Source organism: Sphingopyxis sp. (genome assembly GCF_965279725.1).
Lineage (GTDB): Bacteria > Pseudomonadota > Alphaproteobacteria > Sphingomonadales > Sphingomonadaceae > Sphingopyxis.
Genome location: NZ_CBDIIL010000002.1, coordinates 394,597 through 416,836 on the forward strand (window position 1 = coordinate 394,597; position 22,240 = coordinate 416,836).

Below are 22,240 nucleotides of genomic sequence, written 5' to 3' on the forward strand. Positions count from 1 at the left end.
TCCCGCAAGCGGAAGCGGAGAAGATTCAGCCTTCGCCCAAAATCCAGTCGACCCCGGCCGCGACATGGATGCGCGTGGTGTCGTAAACCGGCAGCACATTGGCATCGGGATCGACCAGCATCACCAGTTCGGTGCTGGCGAGAATGAGCGCCTGCACATCCTGCTTCGCGATGTCGGTGATGAAGGTCTTCATCGTGCGGCGCGAGTTCTCGATCACTTTACCCTGCATCAGCTCTTCATAGATGATCCGGTCGATCTCGTCGGCGCGGCTCATGTCATAAGGCGCCAGCGCTAATCCATGGCGCACCAACCGCTGGCGGAACCAGGGTTCGGTCATCACGTTGCGTGTGCCGATGACCGCTGCCGCCTTGATCCCGTCGGCCTTCATCTTCTCGCCGGTTTCATCGACGATATGCAGGATCGGGATCGAGATCGCGGCGCTAACATCCTCGGCGATCTTGTGCATCGAATTGGCCGCGATCATCAGCGCCGTCGCGCCCGCCGCCTCCAGCCGCTGCGCCGATGCGATCAGGACATCCTTGGCGTGGGTCCATTGCTCGGGCGTCGTCAGCCGCGACAGGTCGCAAAAATTCAGGCTTTCGAGCATGATCGGCGCCGAACAGGCGGTGCCGAGCCGCTTTTGCACCCCCTTGTTGAGATGCCGGTAATAAAGCTCGGTCGATGCCCAGCTGATGCCGCCGATCAGGCCGATTTTACGCATTAGTGAAACAATCCCTTCGTCGTCACCCCGGCGAAGACCGGGGTCTCTACGTCAGTTGCTGACGCGAGGTTGAAATCCCGGCCTTCGCCGGGATGACGATTCGGGTCAATGGCCGTCGGGTCAGTGTCCGCTGCCGTTCAGCGCTTTCACGATGTCGTCGGTCATCTTCTTGGCATCGCCGAGCAGCATCATCGTCTGGTCCATGTAAAACACGTCATTATCGACCCCGGCATAACCGACCCCGCCCATCGAGCGCTTCACGAACAGCACCGTCTTCGCCTTTTCGACGTCGAGCACCGGCATGCCGTAAATCGGCGAGGTTTTGTCGGTCTTGGCCGACGGGTTGGTCACATCATTGGCGCCGATAACGAACGCGACATCGGCCTGCGCGAATTCGCCGTTGATGTCCTCCAGCTCGAACACCTCGTCATACGGCACATTCGCTTCCGCCAGCAGCACGTTCATATGGCCGGGCATGCGGCCTGCGACCGGATGGATCGCATATTTGACCGTGACGCCTTCCTTTTTCAAAAGGTCGCCCATTTCGCGCAACGCGTGCTGCGCCTGCGCCACCGCCATGCCGTAACCGGGAACGATGATGACGGTATCGGCCTGACTCATCAGGAACGCCGCGTCGTCGGCGCTGCCGGGTTTCCAGGGCCGCTGTTCGGTGCTGCCGGCGGAAGCCGCGGAGGTGTCGGCGCCAAAGCCGCCCGCGATGACGCTGATGAAGCTGCGGTTCATTGCGCGGCACATGATGTACGACAGGATCGCACCCGACGACCCGACGAGCGCGCCGGTAATGATCATCGCGGTATTGCCGAGCGTGAAGCCCATCGCCGCCGCTGCCCAGCCCGAATAGCTGTTGAGCATCGACACGACGACCGGCATGTCGGCGCCGCCGATCGGGATGATCAGCAGGAAACCGATCAGGAACGACAGGCCGGTGACGGTCCAGAACACCCAGGGCGACTGGTCGACGGTAAAATAGGCGACCAGCCCGATGATCGCGGCCAGCGTACCCAGATTGATGATATGCCGCCCGGGCAGCATGATCGCCGCCCCCGACATATTGCCGTTGAGCTTGAGGAACGCGATGACCGATCCCGAGAAGGTGATCGCACCGATCGCGATGCCAAGGCCCATTTCGACGCGGCTGACCGTGAAGATCTGCCCCGCCGCGTCGGCGATACCGAAAGCCTGCGGGTTGAGATAAGCCGCTGCGGCCACCGCGACGGCGGCCAGACCGACGAGGCTGTGGAACGCGGCCACGAGCTGCGGCATCGCAGTCATCGCAATCCGCCGCGCCATCACGATGCCGATCACCGCGCCGATACCGATGGCAATCAGGATCTCGGCCAAAGCAACCGGATCAACACCGACATAGCTGTTCGTCGCATCGCCGATTTTCATCGGCATATGCGTCAGCAACGTGGTGACGACCGCGATCGTCATGCCTGCCATGCCGAAACGGTTACCACTCTGCGCCGTCGCCGGGCTCGACAACCCGCGCAGCGCCATGATGAAGAGAACGCCCGACACCAGATAGGCGACGGCCGCCCAGGGATTTACGGCAAGGCCATGGCCGCCGGCGGCGGCGGCGAGGATCGACTGGATGTCCATCTCAGCGCACCTTCTTCTTGTACATCGCCAGCATGCGCGCAGTGACCGCAAAGCCGCCGAAGATGTTGATGCTGGCCATCACCACCGCAGCAAGGCCGAGCCATTTCGACGACGCCGACCCGGCGGCGGCGCTGGCAATCAGCGCACCGACGATGATCACCGACGAAATGGCATTGGTCACGCTCATCAACGGCGTGTGCAGCGCCGGGGTCACCGACCACACGACGAAATAACCGACGAAGCACGCCAGGATGAAAATCGAAAAAATTGCGATGAAATCCACGGTACGCTCCCCTGCTGATTCCGCTTGGCGCATCTCTTGCCGTCCCGGCGCCAGCCTGTCGACTCCTAACCGCCCAAAAGAAAGGCCCGCATCTCTCCAAACAGGAGAAATGCGGGCCGATCGGGACATTATATGTCGCAGCGCCGGGGAAACCGGCGCCGGTCGTTACATTTTGGGGGTCAGCACCCCGTCAACGACATGGATGACGCCGTTCGACTGGTTGACATCGGCCTGCGTGACGGTCGCCTTGCTGCCGTCGGCACCAGCCAGCGTAATGACATTGCCCGCCATCGTCGCGGTCAGATCCTGACCGTTGACCGTCTTGAGCATGGCCTTGCCGCCACCATCGGTGATCTGCTTGGCCAGATCGGCGGCGGTCAATTTGCCGGCGACGACGTGATATTTCAGCACGTCGGCCAGCACGGTTTTTTGCGCGGGGCGCATCAGGCCGTCGAGCGTCGCCTTCGGCACCTTGGCAAAGGCGTCGTCGGTCGGGGCGAAGACGGTGAACGGCCCGGCGCCCTTCAATGTATCGACCAGCCCGGCTTGGGTCACCGCAGCGACCAGCGTCTTGTGAATCGGCGAAGCCGCGGCGTTTTCGACGATATTTTTCGTCGCAAACATTTCGGCGCCGCCAACCATCGGGTTGGCGCCCGCAACATCGGCGCCGTCCATCGGCGCCGCTTCTTCACCCGCGACGGTAGTCGTCTCGGTCGGCGGCGTTTCGGATTTGCCGCAACCGGCCAGGCCCAGTGCGGTGATGGCGACGGCCGTCAACAGATAATGCTTCGTCATATGCTCTCTCCTCGTCGACGCTGGAATAAGCGTCAGTTCGTTGGGTTAGCCGGATCGTCCGTCGGCGCCGGTGCAGCGGCGTCGGCCGCGTCAGGTTCGGCAGGCGTCGGTGCTGCGGCATCAGCTGCGGCGGGCGCCGCTGGTTCGGCCGCCGCGGTCGGCGGCGCCAGCGTCGGCATCAGAACGCCGTTCAGAATGTGAATCACCCCGTTTGACTGCGCGAGGTCGGCTTTGGTGACATAACCGGTGCTGCCTTGGGTGCCGTCGACCTTGATGTTGCCCGATACCTCGGTGAAGGTCAGCGGCTGCCCCTCAACCGTCGTCAGTGTGGCCTTGCCGCCGCCGGCCTTGATCTTGGCGAACAGATCGGCCGATGTGACCCGGCCCGGCACGACATGATAGGTCAGCACCTGAGCGAGCGACGCCTGATTTGCGGGAGCCATCAAATAGCTCGTCATCGACTGCGGGACGGCCGCAAACGCCTGATCGGTCGGCGCGAAGACTGTGAACGGTCCAGCGCCGCTGAGCGTTTCGGTCAATCCCGCCGCGGTTATCGCCTGAACCAAAGTCTTGTGCTCGGGAGATTTTGTCGCATTCTGGACGATATTCCAGCTCTCGACCATCGCACCCGACGCGGCTTCCGCTTCGGCGACAGTCGCCTCAGAGGCATCTTCAGCAGCACGTGCATGCGCCGGGGCGATCATCGTGGCGGCCGTCAGGGCAAATAGGGGGAGGGCAAAAAACTTCGCACGCATTATCGAGTCTCCATCGGGTTGTGTCAGATACGGTTGGAACCGACCAATAGACGCACAGCGACGGAAGATGGTTTCATAATGCGCGCAATAACGCGGCTTTTGGCAACGGCCGAATGACGACCGGTGGCCATAAACTAACGCTTGAGCAGCGTTTGCTCGGCCATGATCCGTTGAATGACCCGCGGATCGCTTTTGCGCGATATCTTGACCTGCAAGGGCTCAGCGGCGCCCGACACCCAGATTTTCATGTCCGCGTCGAGGTCGAAAGTCCCTGCCGTCTCGAGCGCGAAGCGCACCACCGATCGCCACGGCACTGACTGAAATTCGACCTTCGATCCGGTGAGCCCCTGTACATTGATATAGATTAATCGCTGGTCGGTCAGCAGCACCGAATCGCGGATCGTACGAAACGCCGCCAAAATGCTCTCGCCGGGGATCAGCGCATGCCCGAATTCCGTCGCCGCCGAAGTGACGTCGAGGTCGCTCGCGCTGAACAATCCCATCAGAGCAGCCGTTCGTTCACGACCTTGCCGCCCTGCGTCAGGCGAATCGCGGTGCCGACTTCTTCGTCGAGCACCGGCTTGCCGGCTTCCTTGTCCCAGAACGCCGACAGGAAGTTGAACAGGTTGCGGCTGAACAGCGCGCTGGTGTCGGCGGGCATCAATGCCGCGATATTGCTCGCGCCGATCACGGTGACGCCGTGGATGCGCTTGGCCTCGCCCGATACCGATCCTTCGACATTGCCGCCGCTTTCGGCCGCCATGTCGACGATCACGCTACCCGTGCGCATCGTCGCCAGCTGCGCGTCCGAAATCAACCGCGGCGCCGGGCGTCCGGGGATCAGCGCGGTGGTGATGACGATGTCCTGCTTGGCGATGTGCGACGATACGAGTTCGGCCTGCGCCGCCTTATATTCGTCCGACATTTCGGTGGCATAGCCGCCCGCGCCCTCGCCCTCGATCCCCGCGACGGTCTCGACGAAGATCGGCTTGGCGCCGAGCGACATGATCTGTTCTTTCGTCGCGGCGCGCACGTCGGTCGCGCTGACCTGGGCGCCCAGTCGGCGCGCCGTTGCGATCGCCTGCAAGCCCGCAACCCCGACGCCCATCACGAACGCCTTGGCGGCGCTGACGGTCCCGGCGGCGGTCATCATCATCGGAAAAGCGCGGCCATAGGCGTTCGCGGCCATCAGCACCGCCTTATAGCCCGCCAGATTCGCCTGGCTCGACAAAATGTCCATCGACTGCGCGCGGGTGATGCGCGGCATGAATTCCATCGCCAGCGCTTCGATTCCTAGCTTCGCATAGGCATCGACCCGCGCCCGCTCGCCGAACGGGTTGAGGCCGGCGGCCAGCCAGGCACCGTCGGCAAAACCGCTCAGCCCCTTGGGATCCGGCCCCTGAATCGCGAGAATGATGTTCGCGCCCTTCAGCACATCGGCGCGGTTGCCGACGCTGGCACCCGCCGCACTATAGTCAGCGTCGGCGACCGAGGCAGCATCGCCTGCCCCCGATTCGACGGCAACTTCAGCACCCAAGCCAATGAATTTCTTCACCGTTTCTGGTGTTGCGGCGACGCGGGTCTCGCCAGCGGCGAGCTCTTTCAGGACAGCGATGCGCATGCCGGTCCGGTCAGGACGCGATGAGGAGGACGACGCCGATGACCACCACTGCGGTGATGATCGAGCCGACCTTAAACAGGCTGATGAAACCGGTGTAGGTTTCTTCCGCTGCCTTCATTTCCTGTTCCGCCATCGCTTTTCCCCTTGAGCCACTGCCTTCCGGGGATAGGCACAGCGCGCCCGGCCCAGAATCGGCCTTCGCGCCGGTCTTAGCCACGCCGCCGCTTATGCTCAAGGGGCGCTTTGGTCCTTGTGCCCCCGACCGCAAATATTGAACGGCCTTAATCGCCCTTTTACCCGTGTGGCGTACATCACTGCGCTTAGGCGGACGAAACGGCACGATAGCGCCGAACACCAGGGGCAGATTCGGGACAATGGCAACCACGCGCGACACGCGAACAGTGATGATTGTCGACAGCGAGCCGGCACAACAGCGCTTTTTGGCGGCGCTGGTGTCGCGCGGCGGCTGGCGCAGCGTCGTCGCCAGCGACACCGATACCGCGCTGGCCAAACTCGGCACCCAGGAAGGTCTCGCGCTCGACGCGGTCCTCGTCGATCAGGGTACCCCCGGCATGGATATGGCCGAATTCGCCACGGAACTGCGCCGTTGGCGCCCCGCCCTTCCCCTTGTCGTCATCACCATGCGCAACGGGGTCGAGGTTGCGGTCGGCGCGATGCGCGCCGGGGCGAGCGATTTTGTCCAGAAACCGATCGCCCCCGATCGCCTGCTCGAAGCGCTCGACCGCGTCGTATCGACCGGCGGTCCGCAGGGCGAACTGCGCCCATTGACCGAAAAGCTCCGCGCTCCGCTGGCGTTCGAGGAAATCATTGGGTCCAGCCCCAATTTCCGTAGCGCCCTCGCTATCGCCGCCAAGGCCGCGCGCGCTCGCGTCCCCGTCATGATCAACGGACGGCCCGGCACCGGCAAGGAAGTTTTTGCGCGCGCCATCCACAGCGCGTCGCCACGCGCTCGCGGTGCACTGGTCATGGTCGATTGCTCGGCGGTATCGCCGGGCCTGATCGGATCGGGACTGTTCGGCCACGAACGCGGTGCCTTTGCCGGCGCCTTCGATCGCCAGGTCGGACGGCTCGTCCAGGCCGACGGCGGCAGCGTCATCATCGATCATGTCGAATGCATCCCGCTCGACACGCAGGCGAAGCTGGTCGAATTCCTCAACACCGGCGAAGTCCAGATGATCGGCGGCACGATCCGCCAGAGCGTCGATGTCCGGATTATCGCGACCAGCACCAGCCCGCTCGAAAAGCTGATCGAGGCCGGACATTTCCGCGAAGACCTGTTCTACGCGCTGTCGAGCGCGCAATTCACCCTGCCCTCGCTGTCGGAACGCCGCGGCGACGTCGGCCCGCTCGCGCGGCATCTGCTCGCACGCATCGGCGGCCTGCCGGGGATGGGTCCAATCGGTGTTACCGACGACGCACTGCGCCTGCTCGCCGCCTATGCCTGGCCTGGCAACGTCCGCCAGTTGCAGGATGTGCTGTTCCGCGCCGCGGTCGGCAGCAGGACCGATGTCCTGACCGGTGCCGATTTCCGGGCCATCGAGGCAACGCTCGGCGGCGGCAGCATGAGCGGCGAGGGCGAGATTGCGATCAATGGCGAAGCCATCGGCGTCACCTTGTACCTGCCCGACGGCAATTTGCGCCCGCTCGAAGAAATCGAGGCTGACGTCATCCGCCTCGCGATCGGCCATTACCGCGGGCGGATGAGCGAAGTCGCCCGCCGCCTCGGCATCGGCCGCTCGACACTCTACCGCAAGCTCAGCGATCTCGGGATCGACACCGCCGCCTGACGGCTTTACGTCGCGGCCATGACCTTCGATTTTTCTGGCAAGACCGCACTCGTCACTGGTGATGCATCGGGGATTGGCCTCGCGGTGGCCGATGCCCTGCGTATCGCGGGCGCCACGGTCATCGGCATCGATCGCAGCCGCGGTGAAGACGTAGCCGATCCCGATATGTGGTTGGAGCGCGCGGAAAGCCTCGCCGCGCTCGATCTCGCGGTCGTCAACGCCGGGGTCAGCGACGCGGCGCCGATCGTCGATATCGATTTCATGGCCTGGCGGCGCTTGCTAGCGGTCAATCTCGACGGCGCCATGTTGAGTTTGCAGGCGGCGATGCGCGCGATGACGTCGCACGGCCGCGGCGGCGCGATCGTCACCACCGCATCGATCTCCGGCATCAAGGCCGAACCCGGCACCGGTGCCTATGGCGCATCAAAAGCGGCGCTGATCCAGCTCACGAAAGTCGCCGCCAAGGAGGGCGCGCCGCACGGCATCCGGGTCAACGCGATTGCGCCCGGCGGGGTGGACACGCCAATCTGGGACGAAATGCCCTTTTTCACTGACCTGATCGCGGGCGAAGGATCGCGCGATGCCGCGATGGCGACGATGGCCAGGATGGCGACCCCGCTCGGTCGGTATGCGACGGCAGAGGAAATCGCGACGCAGATCCTGTTCCTGCTGTCCGATGCCGCCGCCACCATCACCGGCAGCGTCCTGACCAGCGACGGTGGCTACAGCCTGTAGGTCGGTTACGCGCTCGCGATCGACTTCAAAATATCATCAGTCGACTGGCTGGTCAGCGTTTTGGCAATTTCGCCGACGAGCGCCGCTTCCAAAGACTTGTGATACAGCTTGCGCATTTCGCCCAGCGTGCTCGGGTCGGCGATCACCACCAGATCCTTGATCTTGTTCGACAGCACGGCGGCGTTCAGCGCCGCCGCGACCGACGCGGCATGGCCCGCTTCCTCATTCTGACGCGGCGTATCGCCTTTGCCAGCGTTATGCGCCGCTTCGTCGCTCGTGGGCAGGTCGACCGCCTTTAGGCTGGGTTCCTGTTCGGTGCCGCTGTTGCGGAACAGCTGAAACTGGGTGCCGTCGGCGACGGCGACATGCGAGCCGGTGGGAAGGTGCATAAACTCTCCTGTGGGGATCGGCGCCGGGTCGGCGCCTGTGGTCCCCGGAGATACGCGGGAGGTCGGTGAGGGTTGCTTCGGCTCGCCTCAGGCCGTCAACGCCGCATCGCGCAGCCCGCGCCAGACGCGCAGCGCTTGCCGGTTTTCGGCAATGTCATGCACGCGGAGCAACTGCGCACCCTGCGTCGCGGCCTGATAGTGCAACACAACCGTTCCGCCGAGGCGTTGGTCGGCGGGCGCCTCATTGTCGAGCGCCCCGATCATCCGTTTGCGGCTCGCGCCGAACAGGATCGGACAGCCGAGGGTATGGAACAGCGCCAGTCCGTTGATCAGTGCCAGATTGTCAGCGACGCCTTTGCCGAACCCCAGCCCCGGATCGACGATGATCTTCGCGGGGTCGATCCCCGCCGCAACACATGCCGCAACGCGCGCTGCCAGCATGTCGTACACGTCGAACAGGACGTGAGCATATTCGCCGCCCGCATGCGGGTCGCTCGTCGCCGATGGCGCATGCATCAGCACCACCGGACAGCCGGCGGTCGCCACGGCCTCCATCGCACGATCGTCATAACGCAGCGCCGACACATCGTTGACGATCCGCGCGCCCGCAGCGAGCGCCGCCTCCATCACCGCGGCCTTGCGCGTGTCGATCGAAACCGCGACCCCGCCTTTGGCCAAAGCCGACACGACGTTTTCGACGCGCGCAATCTCATCGCCGTCCCAGATCAGCGGCGCGCCGGGGCGGGTGGATTCGCCGCCGACATCGATGATCGCCGCGCCCGCGCTCGCCATCGCAAAGCCCGCATCGGCGGCGGCCACGGCATCGACATGCTTGCCGCCGTCCGAAAAACTGTCAGGGGTGACGTTGAGGATGCCCATCAACTGCGGTTCGTTCAGCCGCACCGTCCGCTCGCCGAGTTGCAACGCCCCACGCGGTCGCAGCACCCCGGCGCGCTGCGCCGTTGCGGCTTGCGCCAGGCTGTCCGGCATCGCCGCGATCCAGTCGGCCCATTCGGCCATCGTCACGATCGCCGATTTGACGCTGGCGCCATCTCGCAGGCTGATATGCCAGGCGGCGAACCAGGTCATCGTGTCGGCGATCCGCAGGCAATGGTCCTCGAGCTCATGCGGGCGATCGACGAAACAGGTCGGGCGGCAATAGATTTGTGCGGCGGGCGATGCGGTGCCGAGGTCGGGTTTGCTTAGGGGCTGGAACATAACCTGTCCTTTGTGGTCATTGCGAGCGAAGCGATGCAATCCAGAACAGTTAAAGCCACTCTGGATTGCCGCGTCGCTTCGCTCCTCGCAATGACGACGTGAAGTAAATCAAGCCTCGTTCGCCAGCAACCAATCCTGTCGCACCGCGTCGATCACGCGCAATCCCTTGCCATTGTCGACGTGCCAGAACGTCCAGCCGTTACAGCTTGGCGCGCCCTGTACACTCGCGCCGACCTTGTGGATCGATCCCGCCGGCTGACCCTCGCAATCGAGCGAGCCGTCGACGCGCACCTTGGCTTTCCAGCGCCGCTTGGCGTCGGTCAGCAGTGTTCCTGGGGCGATCAGGCCGTCCGAAACCAGCATGCCGAACGCGACCCGCGTCGATGCCTGGGGCGCCATCATCGTCTTCACCGCGCTTTCATCAAGCGGCAGCGCCATTTCGATGCGCTCCAAAGCCGCAGCGATATAATCATCCTCGCGCTCGATGCCGATGAAATGCCGCCCCAACCGCTTCGCGACCGCACCCGTGGTGCCGGTGCCGAAAAACGGGTCGAGCACCACATCGCCGGGGTTCGAACAGGCAAGCAGAATGCGATAGAGCAAAGCCTCGGGCTTTTGCGTCGGGTGGACCTTCGTGCCGCCCTTCTTCAGCCGCTCCTGCCCGCCGCAAATCGGGATCAGCCAGTCGCTGCGCATCTGCAATTCGTCGTTGAGCGTCTTCATCGCGCGATAGTTGAAGGTGTAGCGCGCCTTTTCGCCCATCGACGCCCAGATCAGCGTCTCATGCGCGTTGGTAAAGCGGGTGCCCTTGAAATTGGGCATCGGGTTCGCCTTGCGCCACACAATGTCGTTGAGGATCCAATAGCCTTGATCTTGCAAGGCGGCACCGACGCGGAAGATATTGTGATAGCTGCCGATAACCCACATGCTTCCGCCGGGCTTCAGGATGCGTTTGGCTTCCTTCAGCCAGGCGTGGGTGAAACGATCGTACGTCGCCAGGCTGTCGAACTTGTCCCATTCGTCATTGACCGCATCGACCTGGCTGCCATCGGGACGATGGAGATCACCACCAAGCTGGAGATTATACGGCGGATCGGCGAAAATCATGTCGATGCTGTCGGCCGGCAGGCTGCGCATCATTTCGACGCAATCGCCCTGCAGGATGGTGTCGAGCGGCAGGTCCACAGGCGCCGCTTTCGCCGCCCGCTGCTTGACCGCCGGGGTCTTCACCCGTTCCATCACACCCATGTTTTGCCCCCGCGAAGTTCCGAAAGAAGCCCCTGATGAGTCCGGCGACACCCGCCGTCAAGCGCAGAACACTAGGGATTCCGCGTCACTAACTGGTTAACGGGACGAGAACGAAACGAGTCTGACACAGCATATGGAGTCCGGCGCGAGTCGCGGACTCAACCACTGGTGGTGTGGCGATGAAGACTCACCAGCGAAAAAAATTCGCTGCGGAGATCAGAGACCCGGATCGACGCCCGTCAGTTCGACCGACCGCTCCCACAGCTCGCGCGCCAGCTTGGGGTCGCGCGCAGTGCGCGTCGCGCGCGCCGGTCCCGACCGGCCCGACACCTCACCCAGCCCCTGCGGCCCCAGATAATCGCCGCCCTGTACATGCGCGCCGGTCGCGGCCTGCAATGTCGGCCATGCCCCATGCGCCGCGCTGTTAAAAAAAGGTGTCGCCAATGGGGTCATGCCGCGCAGCGGAAACGGCAGATGGCGCGTCAATTCGGTAATCGCCACCCCGGGGTGGCAACCGATCGCCTGCGTGGCGCGCCCGGCGGCGCTCAGCCGTCGGTCCAGCTCGAACATATGGAGCAGGTTGGCCAGCTTGCTCGCCTGATAGCGCGCCAATTTATGATAGCTCCGCGTCGCCGACAGGTCGCTGAAATCAATCTGCCCGCCCTTGTGTGCCAGGCTGGCGGTGATGACGATCCGGTCCTCGACATGGGGGTGGATCAGTCCCGTCAACGCAAAGGTGCCAAGGTGATTGACCCCGAATTGCAGCTCATACCCCTGCTTGGTCAGCGTCTTGGGCGGGATCATCACTCCGGCATTGTTCACGAGCACGTCGATCCGCGGCCCCGCCAGCACCGCCTTTGCCGCATCCTTCACCTGGTCGAGATCGGCAAGGTCGAGCGGCTGGAACGACAGTTCGGCCTTGGGCACATCACTGCGGATGCGGTCGATCGCCGAATTCGCCCGGTCGGCATCGCGGCACGCCAGGATCACATGCGCGCCGCGTGCGGCCAAAACCCTGCTGGTTTCGAACCCGATCCCGGCATTGGCGCCGGTAACAAGAAAAGTGCGACCGGTCTGGGCCGACACCTCGTCGGCCGTGAATCCCTTGCTCATCGCCGTCTCCTGTTGGTCAGACCAGCTGCATTTGTGCGACCGGGGCAAAACTGGTCCGATGAAGCGGCGTCGGACCATATTGGCGCAGCGCCGCGAGATGCTGAGCGGTACCATAGCCCATATTACGTTCCCAGCCAAAGCCGGGGAAATCCCGCGCGGCCGCCACCATGAAGCGATCCCGATGTTCCTTGGCAATGATACTCGCCGCCGAAATGCACGGGTGCAGCGCATCGCCGCCGATGATCGCGCGCGCGACGTAGCGCCACTTGGGCAGCCGGTTGCCGTCGACCAGCACCTCGGCTGGCTCGATTCCCAACGCTTCGACCGCGCGGGTCATTGCAAGCAGCGTCGCCTGCAAGATGTTGATCCGGTCGATCTCCTCGACGCTGGCCTCACCGATCGCCCAACGACACCGCGCCTTGATCTGCGCTTCCAGCTCGGCGCGGCGTTTGGCCGAGAGTTTTTTGCTGTCGTCCAGCCCGGCGATGCCGCCTTCGCAGAGCACCACCGCCGCAGCGACCACCGGCCCCGCGAGCGGACCACGCCCGACTTCGTCGACGCCAACGATCATCGATTCCCTTCCCGCTTGCGGGAGGGGTAGCGAGACTTGGGAGCTTGCTCCCTAGTCGCAGCGGGGTGGGCATTGTCGATGCCAGGAGCTGGCTTCGCTCGCGCCCACCCCTGACCCCTCCCGCTTGCGGGAGGGGAGATCAGACCCGCCACGGCGGATACCTCCGATACTCCCCCGCCTGATACAGGCAAAGCCGGTTCCCCGCCGGATCGCTCAGCCGCGCCTCGCGCCAGCCCCATGACTCATCCTGCGGCATCTGTTCAAACCGCACCCCGCGCCGCGCCAGATAGGCGACCCATGCGTCGAGCGCGCCGCTCTCCAGATAGGTCGTTGCGCCTCCCGCAGCACCGTCGCCGACATGGATCGACAGCGTCACGCCATTCGCTGCCTCGAACCGCGCATAGCCATTGTCCGGACTATCGACGATCTGGGTCAGCCCCATCTGTTTGTAAAACGCGACGGACGCCGCATAATCGGTGGCGGGCAGCGTGATATGATTGAGCGCCGGGCCAGTAAACAGCCCGTCATTGCGCACCTGCTGCTGCCCCATCGGGCCATGTCCCGCCCCCAGCCCCGGCGCGTCGAGCAGCGCCAGCCGCACAAAATCGCGCGCGCGCGCAATCGCGGGCTCCAGCGGCATGCCCTGCGCCAGTCCGGTTGCGATCGCGCTGGCGAGCGTACAGCCGGTGCCGTGGCTATGCGGGGTGTCGATGCGCGGCGCTTCCCAGCGTGCGACTTCTCCCTCGCCGGTTTCAAGCAATCGGTCGATCACCGTTTCGCCCGCGGCGTGGCCGCCCTTGATCAGCAGCGAACAGCCGTGCGCGAGCACCGCGTCTTCGCCGCCCAGTGCTTCGAGTTCGGGCAGATTGGGGGTCGCGACCATCGCGCGATCGAGCAATTCCTTGAACGCGGCAATCGTCGCTGCGTCGGCCAGCACCGATCCGCTGGTCGCGACCATCACGGGATCGAACACGACCGTCGCGCTCGCCAAATCTGGCCGCGCCAAGCGCTCGGCAACCGCCGCGGCGGTTTCGGCGCTGCCGATCATCCCGATTTTGACCGCATCGACGCCGATGTCGGCCGCGACGCTGTCGATCTGTTGCAGAACCATGGCGGTCGGCACCGCATGCACCGCTTGCACGCCCAGCGTATTCTGCGCGGTGATCGCGGTAATCGCGGTCATCGCATGGCCGCCCAGCATCGTCACCGTCTTGATGTCGGCCTGAATTCCCGCGCCGCCGCCGCTATCGGAGCCGGCAATGATCAGGACGCGGGCGATCATCGCAAAATCTCCACATTTTCGTCACCCCGGACCTGACCCAGGATCCAGGCCACCGTCTCCGGAGTGGACGCCCGATCTGGTCCGGCATGACGAAAAGGGCAAAGGTTCAAACCTTATATTTCCGCACCGTCGAGCCGGGGAATTTCGCCAGGATCGCGCCCTCGCGCAGCGGCCGGTCGAGCAGGTCACCGCTGCAATTGGGGCAACGCTCGTCCATCCGGTCGGCACAATTGGCGCAAAAGGTGCACTCCATCGAACAGATGAAGGCGCCATGGACATTCGCGGGCAGATCCTTGCCGCACTTTTCGCAATCGGGTCGCATTTCCAACATTAATTTACTGCCTTTCTGACCGCGTCGCAGATGCTGTCGACGACGCTTTCTACCTGGGATGCGTCATCGCCTTCGGCCATGACGCGGATGAGGGGTTCGGTGCCCGAAGCCCGGATGACAAGGCGGCCGCGGCCCGCCAATACGCTTTCGCCATCGGCGATTGCGGCCTTCACATGGGCATTATCGAGCGGTTTGCCATCGGCAAAGCGGACATTTTTCAAAAGCTGCGGCACCGGGTCGAACTGGTGCAGCAATTCGCTCGCCGGCTTGCCCGACGCGACCAGCTCGGCCAGCACTTGCAGACCCGCCAGCGTGCCATCGCCGGTCGTCGCATAATCCGACAGGATCATATGCCCCGACTGCTCGCCGCCGACGTTGAAGCCGCCTTCCTTCATCCGTTCAAGCACATAGCGATCGCCAACCTTGGTCCGCTCAAGCCGCAGCCCCTCGCCTTCCAGAAAGCGTTCGAGCCCCAGGTTCGACATCACCGTCGCGACGACGCCGCCGCCTTTCAGCCGTCCCTGCCGCGCCCAGCTCGCGCCAATCAGCGCCATGATCTGGTCGCCATCGACGATCTTGCCCTTTTCATCGACGACGATCAGCCGGTCTGCGTCGCCGTCCAGCGCGATGCCGATGTCGGCGCCGCTGGCGACCACGGTTTCCTGAAGCAACGCGGGCGAAGTTGATCCGCAGTTGTCGTTGATGTTGATCCCGTTCGGCGTCACCCCGATCGCGACGACGTCGGCGCCCAATTCCCAGAACACCGTCGGCGCGCTGTTATACGCGGCGCCATTGGCGCAATCGAGGACGATCCGCAGTCCGTCGAGCCGCATCGATTCGGGCAGGCTCTGTTTCACCGCGTGGATGTAACGCCCGCGCGCATCGTCGATCCGCTTGGCGCGGCCGATCTGCGCCGGTTCGGCTAGTTTTGGCTGCTGCGCGAGCAACAATTCGATCTGCACCTCGTCCTCGTCGGACAGCTTGTATCCGTCGGGACCGAACAGCTTGATGCCATTGTCGTAATAGGGATTGTGGCTCGCCGACAGCATCACGCCCAGATCGGCGCGCATCGAGCGGGTCAGCATCGCGATCGCCGGGGTCGGCATCGGCCCGACCTGCACCACATCCATGCCGACGCTGGTAAAGCCCGCGACCAACGCGTTCTCGAGCATATAGCCCGACAGCCGCGTATCCTTGCCGATCACCACCCGGTGTTTGTGGTCGCCGCGCAGGAAATGCGCACCCGCCGCCATGCCGACGCGCATCGCGACCTCGACCGTCATCGGGATCTGATTCGTCAGTCCGCGAATCCCGTCGGTTCCGAAAAACTTGCGCATGCCACCTCTGCTACTTAAGCCGGACTGCTGACCAATGCCTGCCCCGGCTTCCACGGGATGGCCCTAAGTCACCCTCTTTTGCTTGGCAAGCTGGCCAGAAACATCGCCGGGAGAATATGGCTTGAAATCCGCATGGATCATCCTCTCGGCGCTGGTCGCCGGGATGTTGTTGGGGATCGCGATCGAACTGGTGTCGCCCGACGCGGGGACCGCGTCGTTGCCCTTCATCGAACCGATCGGCCTGCTATGGCTCAACGCGCTCAAGATGACGATCGTGCCGCTGGTCGTTGCGCTGCTGATCACCGGCATCACCGCGACCGCTGATGCGGCGCGCGCCGGAAAGCTGGCGGCGCGCGCGGTGATGACGTTCATGGGTGCCATCTTTCTGACCGGATCGATGTCGCTGCTGATGACACCATTGTTGCTGCGGCTTTTTCCGCTCTCGGCCGGTGCCGCCGACGCGCTACGCAGCGGCCTTGGCGGCACGACCGAGGCGGGGCCGTCGCCGACCTTTGGCGACTTCCTGCTCTCGCTGATCCCGACCAATCCGATTGCCGCCGCGGCCGACACCGCGATCCTGCCGCTCATCGTCTTCACCACCATCTTTGCCTTTGCGATCACCAAGCTCGAACCGGTGCAACGCGCCACGCTTTCGGGCCTGTTCAAGGCGCTCGGCGATGCGATGCTGATCGTGATCGGCTGGGTTCTCGCCCTCGCCCCGATCGGCGTGTTCGCGCTGGGTTATGCGCTCGCGGTCAAGGCCGGGGTCGCCGCGTTCGGCGGGCTTATCCATTATGTCCTGATCCTGTCGGGCATCGGCATCTGCTGCCTGGTCCTTGCGCTGCTGCTCGCGTGGCTGGTCGTCGGCATCCCGCTGCCGCGCTTCGTGCGCGCGATGGTGCCGACGCTGGCGGTCGCGATCAGCACCCAAAGCTCGCTCGCCAGCCTGCCCGCGATGCTCAAATCGTCCGAAGCGCTGGGCGTCGATCCCAAAAAGGCCGACGTCGTCCTGCCGCTCGCGGTCGCGCTGTTCCGTTTCACCAGCCCGGCGATGAACCTCGCGGTGGTCGTCTATGTCGCGTGGTTGTTCGGCATCGAATTGACGCCGTGGGAGATGGCGGTCGGCCTCGCGGTGGCAATGGCGGCGGCGCTCAGCTCGGTCAGCCTGCCCGGTTCGATCAGCTTCGTGACCTCGATCGCCCCGATCGCGGTGTCGATGGGCGTCCCCGTCGCGCCGCTCGGGCTGCTCGTCGCGGTCGAGACTTTCCCCGACATCTTCCGCACCCTGGGGAATGTCGTCGGCGACGTCGCAGCGACCAAATTTGCCGCCGATGGGGTCGAAATGGAATCAGAAGGAGAAACGCCATGAAATATCGCAAGCTCGGCCACGGCCTCGAAGTATCGGCGATCGGCATCGGCTGCATGCCGATGATCAAGGGCGGCAACATCCTTTATGGCGAGGCCGCCGACCTCGACGAATCGACCGCCGCGATCCACCGCGCCATCGACCTCGGCGTCACCTTTTTCGACACCGCGCAAATCTATGGCCCGTTCAGCAACGAAGAATTGCTGGGCGAAGCGATCAAGGGCAAACGCGACGGGCTGGTCATCGCGACCAAGTTCGGCTTCAAATTCGACGGCAAGCAGATCACCGGGGTCGACGGCTCCCCCGCCAATGCCCGAAAATCCTGCGAAGATTCGCTCCAGCGGCTCGGCATCGACACGATAGACCTATTCTATCAGCACCGCGTCGACCCCGCGATTCCGATCGAGGAGGTCGTGGGCGGGATGATGGAGCTGGTCCACGAGGGCAAGGTCCGCCACATCGCGCTATCCGAAGCCGGCCCCGAAACGCTGCGCCGCGCCGCCAAGGCCGCGCCGATCACCGCGTTGCAGAGCGAATATTCGATCTGGGAGCGCGACATCGAGGACGAAATCCTGGGCATATGCCGCGAAAACGGCATCGGCTTCGTCCCCTATTCGCCGCTCGGGCGCGGCTTTCTGGCGGGTGCGGTGCGCAGCCGCGACGATCTGCCCGAGAATGACTGGCGCCGCAACGACCCGCGCTATTCGGAAGAGAATTTCCCCGCCAACCTAGCGATCGTTGATGCGATCGGTGCGGTTGCCGACAAGCATGGCGTGTCGAAGGCACAGGTCGCGCTAGCGTGGCTGCTCGCGCAGGGCGACGACATTGTCCCGATCCCCGGCACCAAACGCCGCGTCACCATGGAAGACAGCGTCGGCGCCGCCGACGTCACGCTGACCGCCGACGATCTCGCGGCGATCGAAGCCGCAGCGCCCAAGGGCGGCACGAGCGGCCCGCGCTATGGCGAAATGGGCATGCGGATGGTGCGGCTGTAAGAAAATCGTCGCTCCCGCGAAGGCGGGGGCGACGGCATCATGTCGTGCGCAAACGATCGACCGCGGCGGTCAACGCATCGATCCGCTCTTCCAGCCGCTGCACCTGCAATGCATCGACCTTTTCATGCAACCGCATGATCTCCAGCTCGGCGCGCAGGTTGATCTGGTAATCGAGGCTGGCGGCAAGCCTGTCCTTCGCCGCCTGCCGGTTCTGGCTCATCATGATCACCGGCGCCTGCACCGCAGCGATCGTCGAGAGCATCAGGTTCAGGAAAATATAGGGAAAAGGATCAAACGCGTCGTGCCAGCGGCCGAGGATTTCGCTGTTCAGGATCATCCAGCCGAACAGCACCAGCGAAAAAACGATGATGAAGCCCCACGAGCCCCCCACCCGGGCCACCCGATCGGACAGGCGTTCGCCAAAGGTCGATTGCTCATCGGCCACATCCATCGCGTCGCGGCTGATCAGGCTGCGCTCGACGATCGATCGCAGCACCCGCTGTTCCTCGGAATCGGTGTCGGCAATATCCTTGCCCAGCAGCTTGAGCGACAGATCGGCCAGCACCGTGTCGGTTTTAGCGCCGCTCATCCGACCCAGCGCCAGATGCCCGCGACCATATAGCCCAGCGCGCCATGCCCCCACGTCGCCGCCAGCCACAGCACGATCCCGCCGAACAGCGCATGCGGCCGCGGGATCGTGTCACCCCATGGCGTCGCGCCGCTGATCTGCCGGGCAAAGGGGACAAAGCTCGTCCGCGCCGCCCAGTGCCGCCAGCTATCGCCCATCAACCGGGCTTTTTTGGCGTCCTGTCCCGCCGAACCGAACAGCGCGAGAAATATGATCGTCCCCGACAATATGATCTGCGCCTCGGTCGGCATCACCATGACATGCGCCACCGCCCAAAGCGCAAAGCCCCACATCATCGGATGGCGGGTGATCGCAAACACCCCGCGTGGCGCGCCCTGTGCCGCCGCCGCCGCGTTCGGCGCGGGCAGCGCCGGATTGCCGATCAACGACCCCATGAACAATATGCTCGCGAACAGCACCAACGCCGACGCGATGGCCCACACCCCGTCGCCGACCGCCCACAACGGCGCTTCGGGCGGCGTTCCGCGCCAAGCCTGGACCAGCATGATGAACGTCGCGATCGCGACGATCGAATAGACGATCTGGAACCCCCGCTCGCCAAGGCGGCTCGCGAGTCCGTGGCGGAGCGGATGCGACAACAACAGATGCGAGCCGACAAACAGCACGCAAGTCGTGATCAAAAGCGACATCGGTTGCATCGACAGTGTCTCCTCTACCTCCGTCGCCACGCTATCATATCGCGAACCGAGCCCTACCGATCATAGGCCTTTGGCAACGCCCCTTCCTGCGGGGTCGCATAGCGATCGCGCAGCCGGTCCTGCCGCGTCGTCAGCGACTGCGCCTTGCCGTCGATCCAGATCGCGGTCGGGCGGCTGCCCAGTTCGAGCGGATCCTTGTCCCAGATCACGACGTCGCCGACGCGGCCGGGGCGCAGCGATCCGATGCTGGCTTCCATGCCGACGGCGCGCGCCGGAGCGCTGCTGATCGAAGCGAAGGCCTGATCCCACGTTAGCCCGCTCGCCCCCGGCAGGCGCGCCAGCCCGACCAGATTGCCGGCATATTGCGTCGTATAACCCATCTTATGCGCATCATCGTCATCGAACACCCCGACCGACACATCGACGCCTGCGGCTTTCAGCCGCCCTGCGTTCGACTGCGTCGCGCCCAGCCGCTCGAAACTGTCGGGCAGATCGCTCAGCGGCGAAACCAGCACCGGCACCTTTGCCGCGGCGATGTCGCGCGCGACCAGCCAGCCTTCGGTGACGCCGACCAGCACCAGCTTCAGCGCCGGAAATTCCTGCCGCAGCTTCAACACATTGACGATGTCGGCGGCGCGATCGACGCGGACGAACAGCGGCGTCGTGCCGTTGATCACCTGCACCAGCGCATCGGCATCGGCGCGCTGGATCATCGCGTCATTACCCCATTCGGCCAGCGTTGCCGGATTGCGGGCATAGCTGCGCGCCGCGAGCAATTGTTCGCGGAACAACAGGAAAGTCGCGGCGCGGCTGCCGCCCGCCTTTGCCGATCCGTCCTCGCCAAACGCGACGAACTGCAAGGCGCGCGGCTTCGTTACCATGTCCATATCGTCGGCCAGATCGACGACCGCGCCCTGCCCGGCGAACAAATTGCTGCTGCCCCCTGGCGCGACGATCGCGCGGGTCACCCCCGCAGCGCGGTTCACCGCTACTGGCGATCCCATCGGATTGAGCGCAGGGGCAATATCGAGCCCCGCCGAAAAGCGCGTCCGCGGCGCGTTGCGGTCGTTGGTCCCGCCGACCGCATCGACCTCGACCAGCCCCACCCGGCTGAACGCCGCGACGATCCCCGGCGTGACATAGCGGCCCTGCGCATCGACGCGTTCAATGCCGGCGGGAACTGCAACCCCGGCGCCCGCTGCAACGACCTTGCCGCCGCGTACGACGACGGTGCCGCCTTCGATCGGCGCGCTGCCGTCACCGATGACGAGCTTTGCATTGGTGATAGCGACATCCTGTGCGCCAGCTGGAACCGCGATCATCGCTGCGGCGGAAAGGAGAAGGGCGCGGATCATTTCACGTCTCCTTCACCCGGCTGGCCGAGCTCGAAATCGCTCACCGGTCGCCGCTTGGGATCCATCGCGTCGAACATCAGCGCCCCGTCGATCCATACTTTCTCCGGACGCGTATAGACGCTGAACGGATTGCCGTTCCAAAGTACGACGTCGGCCATCTTGCCGGGCTTCAGGCTGCCCGTCTTGTCGCCGATGCCCAGCGCCTTGGCCGGATTGATCGCGAGCCAGGTCCAGGCCTGTTCGTCGCTGATCTCGATCCCCATCCTGCGGCCCGACGCGATCGCCTTGGCGGCTTCCTGATTGAGGCGCTGAATCTGGTTCGCATCGTCCGAATGGACGATCGTGCAAGCGCCTTCCTTATACATCAGCGCGATATTCTCCGGTACCGCATCATAGGCTTCCATCTTGAAGCCCCACCAGTCGGCCCACATCGCGGCGCAAATGCCTTCTTTCTTGAGCAGGTCGGGGATTTTATAGGCTTCGACCGCGTGGTGAAACGCCGCGACCTTATACCCGAACTCATGGCTCATATCGATCACGATCGCCATTTCATCGGCGCGGTAACAATGGTTCTGGACCAGGATTTCGCCCGACAGCACGCCCGCGAGGGTTTCCATTGCGAGGTCGCGGTCGACGGCCTTACCGTCATCCATCTTCTTCTTATACGCCGCCGCTTTCTGCCAGGTCGCGCGATTGACCGCGAGATTGCCCATGCGGGTCGATGGCGCGCGGCCCTTGCCGCCATAGACGCGCTTCGGATTCTCGCCGCACGCCATTTTCAGGCTGTAGGGCGCACCCGGGAATTTCATTCCCTGCATCGTGCGCGACGGCACATTCTTCAGCGTAACCGAGCGCCCGCCCATCAGATTGGCGCTGCCCGGCAGAATTTCCAGCGTGGTAATCCCGCCATTGGTCAGCGCGCGGCTGAACCCCGGGTCCTGCGGCCAGACGCTATGTTCCGACCACACTTCGGGGGTCGTCGGCGACGTCGCCTCGTTGCCGTCCGAATGCGCCTCGACGCTGGGCGAGGGATAGTCGCCCAGGTGGCTATGAATATCGATGACGCCGGGGGTGACGAACTTGCCGGTCCCATCGATCACGTCGTAATCCGCGGGGATCGCGGTGTCAGCACCGCCCAGCGTTTCGACCTTGCCATTCGCAAACAGGACGACGCCATTATCGATACGGCCACCTTCGCCGTCAAAGATCGTGACCCCGCGCACCGCGGTCGGCCGTCCGCCATAGGGACGATAGGTCGACGGATAAGGATCCTTGTCGAACTTGACCGGCTTTTCGGCGGCGGCGGGCTTGTCGCCCGCCGATTTCGCTTCACTACCCGTCGCCGCACAACCGACAAGCGCCAGCGATGCCGCAGCCAGCAGGCCGCCTTTCATGCCCCGGATCATC

At 64.2% G+C, this 22,240-nt stretch carries 24 protein-coding genes; 4 read left to right on the forward strand and 20 right to left on the reverse strand.

From position 1 onward, the window contains the following. Window positions 1-25 precede the first annotated feature (25 nt). The 8 genes from ACQY6T_RS06350 to ACQY6T_RS06385 form a co-directional block, all read right to left on the reverse strand. Window positions 26-721: an aspartate/glutamate racemase family protein gene (locus ACQY6T_RS06350; protein ID WP_428629607.1), complete on the reverse strand. Its 696-nt coding sequence runs from the start codon at window positions 719-721 to the stop codon at window positions 26-28. A 120-nt stretch (window positions 722-841) separates the two neighbouring features. Continuing rightward, window positions 842-2,344 carry an NAD(P)(+) transhydrogenase (Re/Si-specific) subunit beta gene (locus ACQY6T_RS06355; protein ID WP_428629609.1) on the reverse strand — a complete coding sequence of 501 codons (1,503 nt, stop codon included), beginning with the start codon at window positions 2,342-2,344 and terminating at the stop codon, window positions 842-844. Between the two features lies 1 nt (window position 2,345). Next, complete coding sequence (locus tag ACQY6T_RS06360) at window positions 2,346-2,627, reverse strand: proton-translocating transhydrogenase family protein (RefSeq protein ID WP_428629611.1); 282 nt, start codon at window positions 2,625-2,627, stop codon at window positions 2,346-2,348. 165 nt (window positions 2,628-2,792) lie between these two features. Beyond that, window positions 2,793-3,422, reverse strand: coding sequence for a fasciclin domain-containing protein (locus tag ACQY6T_RS06365; protein WP_428629612.1), 630 nt, complete (start codon window positions 3,420-3,422; stop codon window positions 2,793-2,795). Window positions 3,423-3,454: 32 nt separating this feature from the next. Continuing rightward, entirely contained in the window at window positions 3,455-4,126 is a 672-nt protein-coding gene (locus tag ACQY6T_RS06370; protein WP_428629614.1) for a fasciclin domain-containing protein, read from the reverse strand. A gap of 185 nt (window positions 4,127-4,311) precedes the next feature. Continuing rightward, window positions 4,312-4,680 (reverse strand): PH domain-containing protein, encoded by a 369-nt coding sequence (locus tag ACQY6T_RS06375; RefSeq protein WP_428629616.1) that lies wholly within the window; start codon window positions 4,678-4,680, stop codon window positions 4,312-4,314. Further along, window positions 4,680-5,798, reverse strand: coding sequence for an NAD(P) transhydrogenase subunit alpha (locus ACQY6T_RS06380; RefSeq protein ID WP_428629618.1), 1,119 nt, complete (start codon window positions 5,796-5,798; stop codon window positions 4,680-4,682). Before ACQY6T_RS06380 ends, ACQY6T_RS06375 begins: the two co-directional genes overlap by 1 nt. A gap of 10 nt (window positions 5,799-5,808) precedes the next feature. Beyond that, the gene (locus ACQY6T_RS06385) at window positions 5,809-6,183 is read right to left on the reverse strand and encodes a hypothetical protein (protein WP_428629620.1); all 375 of its coding nucleotides are present in this window, start codon (window positions 6,181-6,183) and stop codon (window positions 5,809-5,811) included. Between ACQY6T_RS06385 and ACQY6T_RS06390 the strand changes: the two genes are divergently transcribed. Both ACQY6T_RS06390 and ACQY6T_RS06395 read left to right on the forward strand, forming a co-directional pair. Further along, on the forward strand, window positions 6,173-7,606 hold the full coding sequence (locus tag ACQY6T_RS06390) for a sigma-54-dependent transcriptional regulator (protein ID WP_428629622.1): 1,434 nt from the start codon (window positions 6,173-6,175) through the stop codon (window positions 7,604-7,606). The two genes, ACQY6T_RS06385 and ACQY6T_RS06390, sit on opposite strands and share 11 nt — an antisense overlap. An 18-nt stretch (window positions 7,607-7,624) precedes the next feature. Further along, the gene (locus tag ACQY6T_RS06395) at window positions 7,625-8,341 is read left to right on the forward strand and encodes an SDR family NAD(P)-dependent oxidoreductase (protein WP_428629624.1); all 717 of its coding nucleotides are present in this window, start codon (window positions 7,625-7,627) and stop codon (window positions 8,339-8,341) included. A gap of 5 nt (window positions 8,342-8,346) precedes the next feature. Here the strand turns inward: ACQY6T_RS06395 and ACQY6T_RS06400 are convergent, their stop codons facing one another. The 8 genes from ACQY6T_RS06400 to glmM form a co-directional block, all read right to left on the reverse strand. Then, window positions 8,347-8,730 (reverse strand): host attachment protein, encoded by a 384-nt coding sequence (locus ACQY6T_RS06400; RefSeq protein ID WP_428629626.1) that lies wholly within the window; start codon window positions 8,728-8,730, stop codon window positions 8,347-8,349. Between the two features lie 87 nt (window positions 8,731-8,817). Continuing rightward, window positions 8,818-9,948 carry a dihydropteroate synthase gene (folP, locus tag ACQY6T_RS06405; RefSeq protein ID WP_428629628.1) on the reverse strand — a complete coding sequence of 377 codons (1,131 nt, stop codon included), beginning with the start codon at window positions 9,946-9,948 and terminating at the stop codon, window positions 8,818-8,820. Between the two features lie 108 nt (window positions 9,949-10,056). Continuing rightward, window positions 10,057-11,196 (reverse strand): site-specific DNA-methyltransferase, encoded by a 1,140-nt coding sequence (locus ACQY6T_RS06410; RefSeq protein WP_428629630.1) that lies wholly within the window; start codon window positions 11,194-11,196, stop codon window positions 10,057-10,059. A 216-nt stretch (window positions 11,197-11,412) separates the two neighbouring features. Then, a complete protein-coding gene (locus ACQY6T_RS06415; protein WP_428629632.1) occupies window positions 11,413-12,309 on the reverse strand; it encodes an oxidoreductase in 897 nt (298 codons plus the stop codon). Window positions 12,310-12,325: 16 nt separating this feature from the next. Next, window positions 12,326-12,880, reverse strand: coding sequence for a ribonuclease HII (locus ACQY6T_RS06420; RefSeq protein WP_428629634.1), 555 nt, complete (start codon window positions 12,878-12,880; stop codon window positions 12,326-12,328). 139 nt (window positions 12,881-13,019) lie between these two features. Further along, a complete protein-coding gene (thiD, locus tag ACQY6T_RS06425) occupies window positions 13,020-14,162 on the reverse strand; it encodes a bifunctional hydroxymethylpyrimidine kinase/phosphomethylpyrimidine kinase (protein WP_428629636.1) in 1,143 nt (380 codons plus the stop codon). 106 nt (window positions 14,163-14,268) lie between these two features. Next, entirely contained in the window at window positions 14,269-14,493 is a 225-nt protein-coding gene (locus ACQY6T_RS06430) for a DUF1272 domain-containing protein (protein WP_428629638.1), read from the reverse strand. Then, window positions 14,493-15,830: a phosphoglucosamine mutase gene (gene glmM / locus ACQY6T_RS06435; protein ID WP_428629640.1), complete on the reverse strand. Its 1,338-nt coding sequence runs from the start codon at window positions 15,828-15,830 to the stop codon at window positions 14,493-14,495. The genes ACQY6T_RS06430 and glmM overlap by 1 nt, the downstream gene beginning before the upstream one ends. A gap of 121 nt (window positions 15,831-15,951) precedes the next feature. Between glmM and ACQY6T_RS06440 the strand changes: the two genes are divergently transcribed. Continuing rightward, window positions 15,952-17,199, forward strand: a complete 1,248-nt coding sequence (locus tag ACQY6T_RS06440; RefSeq protein ID WP_428629642.1) for a dicarboxylate/amino acid:cation symporter — start codon at window positions 15,952-15,954, stop codon at window positions 17,197-17,199. Beyond that, complete coding sequence (locus ACQY6T_RS06445) at window positions 17,196-18,191, forward strand: aldo/keto reductase (protein ID WP_428629644.1); 996 nt, start codon at window positions 17,196-17,198, stop codon at window positions 18,189-18,191. The genes ACQY6T_RS06440 and ACQY6T_RS06445 overlap by 4 nt, the downstream gene beginning before the upstream one ends. A 37-nt stretch (window positions 18,192-18,228) precedes the next feature. On the opposite strand, the gene ACQY6T_RS06450 is transcribed toward ACQY6T_RS06445, so the two are convergent. Genes ACQY6T_RS06450 through ACQY6T_RS06465 form a run of 4 tightly spaced genes read right to left on the reverse strand, consistent with a single transcriptional unit; the run spans window position 18,229 to window position 22,239 of the window. After that, entirely contained in the window at window positions 18,229-18,780 is a 552-nt protein-coding gene (locus ACQY6T_RS06450) for a DUF1003 domain-containing protein (RefSeq protein WP_428629645.1), read from the reverse strand. Next, window positions 18,777-19,478 (reverse strand): NnrU family protein, encoded by a 702-nt coding sequence (locus ACQY6T_RS06455; protein ID WP_428629646.1) that lies wholly within the window; start codon window positions 19,476-19,478, stop codon window positions 18,777-18,779. Before ACQY6T_RS06455 ends, ACQY6T_RS06450 begins: the two co-directional genes overlap by 4 nt. A 53-nt stretch (window positions 19,479-19,531) precedes the next feature. Beyond that, entirely contained in the window at window positions 19,532-20,833 is a 1,302-nt protein-coding gene (locus ACQY6T_RS06460; protein ID WP_428629648.1) for an amidohydrolase family protein, read from the reverse strand. Further along, the gene (locus tag ACQY6T_RS06465) at window positions 20,830-22,239 is read right to left on the reverse strand and encodes an amidohydrolase (protein ID WP_428629650.1); all 1,410 of its coding nucleotides are present in this window, start codon (window positions 22,237-22,239) and stop codon (window positions 20,830-20,832) included. The genes ACQY6T_RS06460 and ACQY6T_RS06465 overlap by 4 nt, the downstream gene beginning before the upstream one ends. Between the last annotated feature and the right edge of the window lies 1 nt (window position 22,240).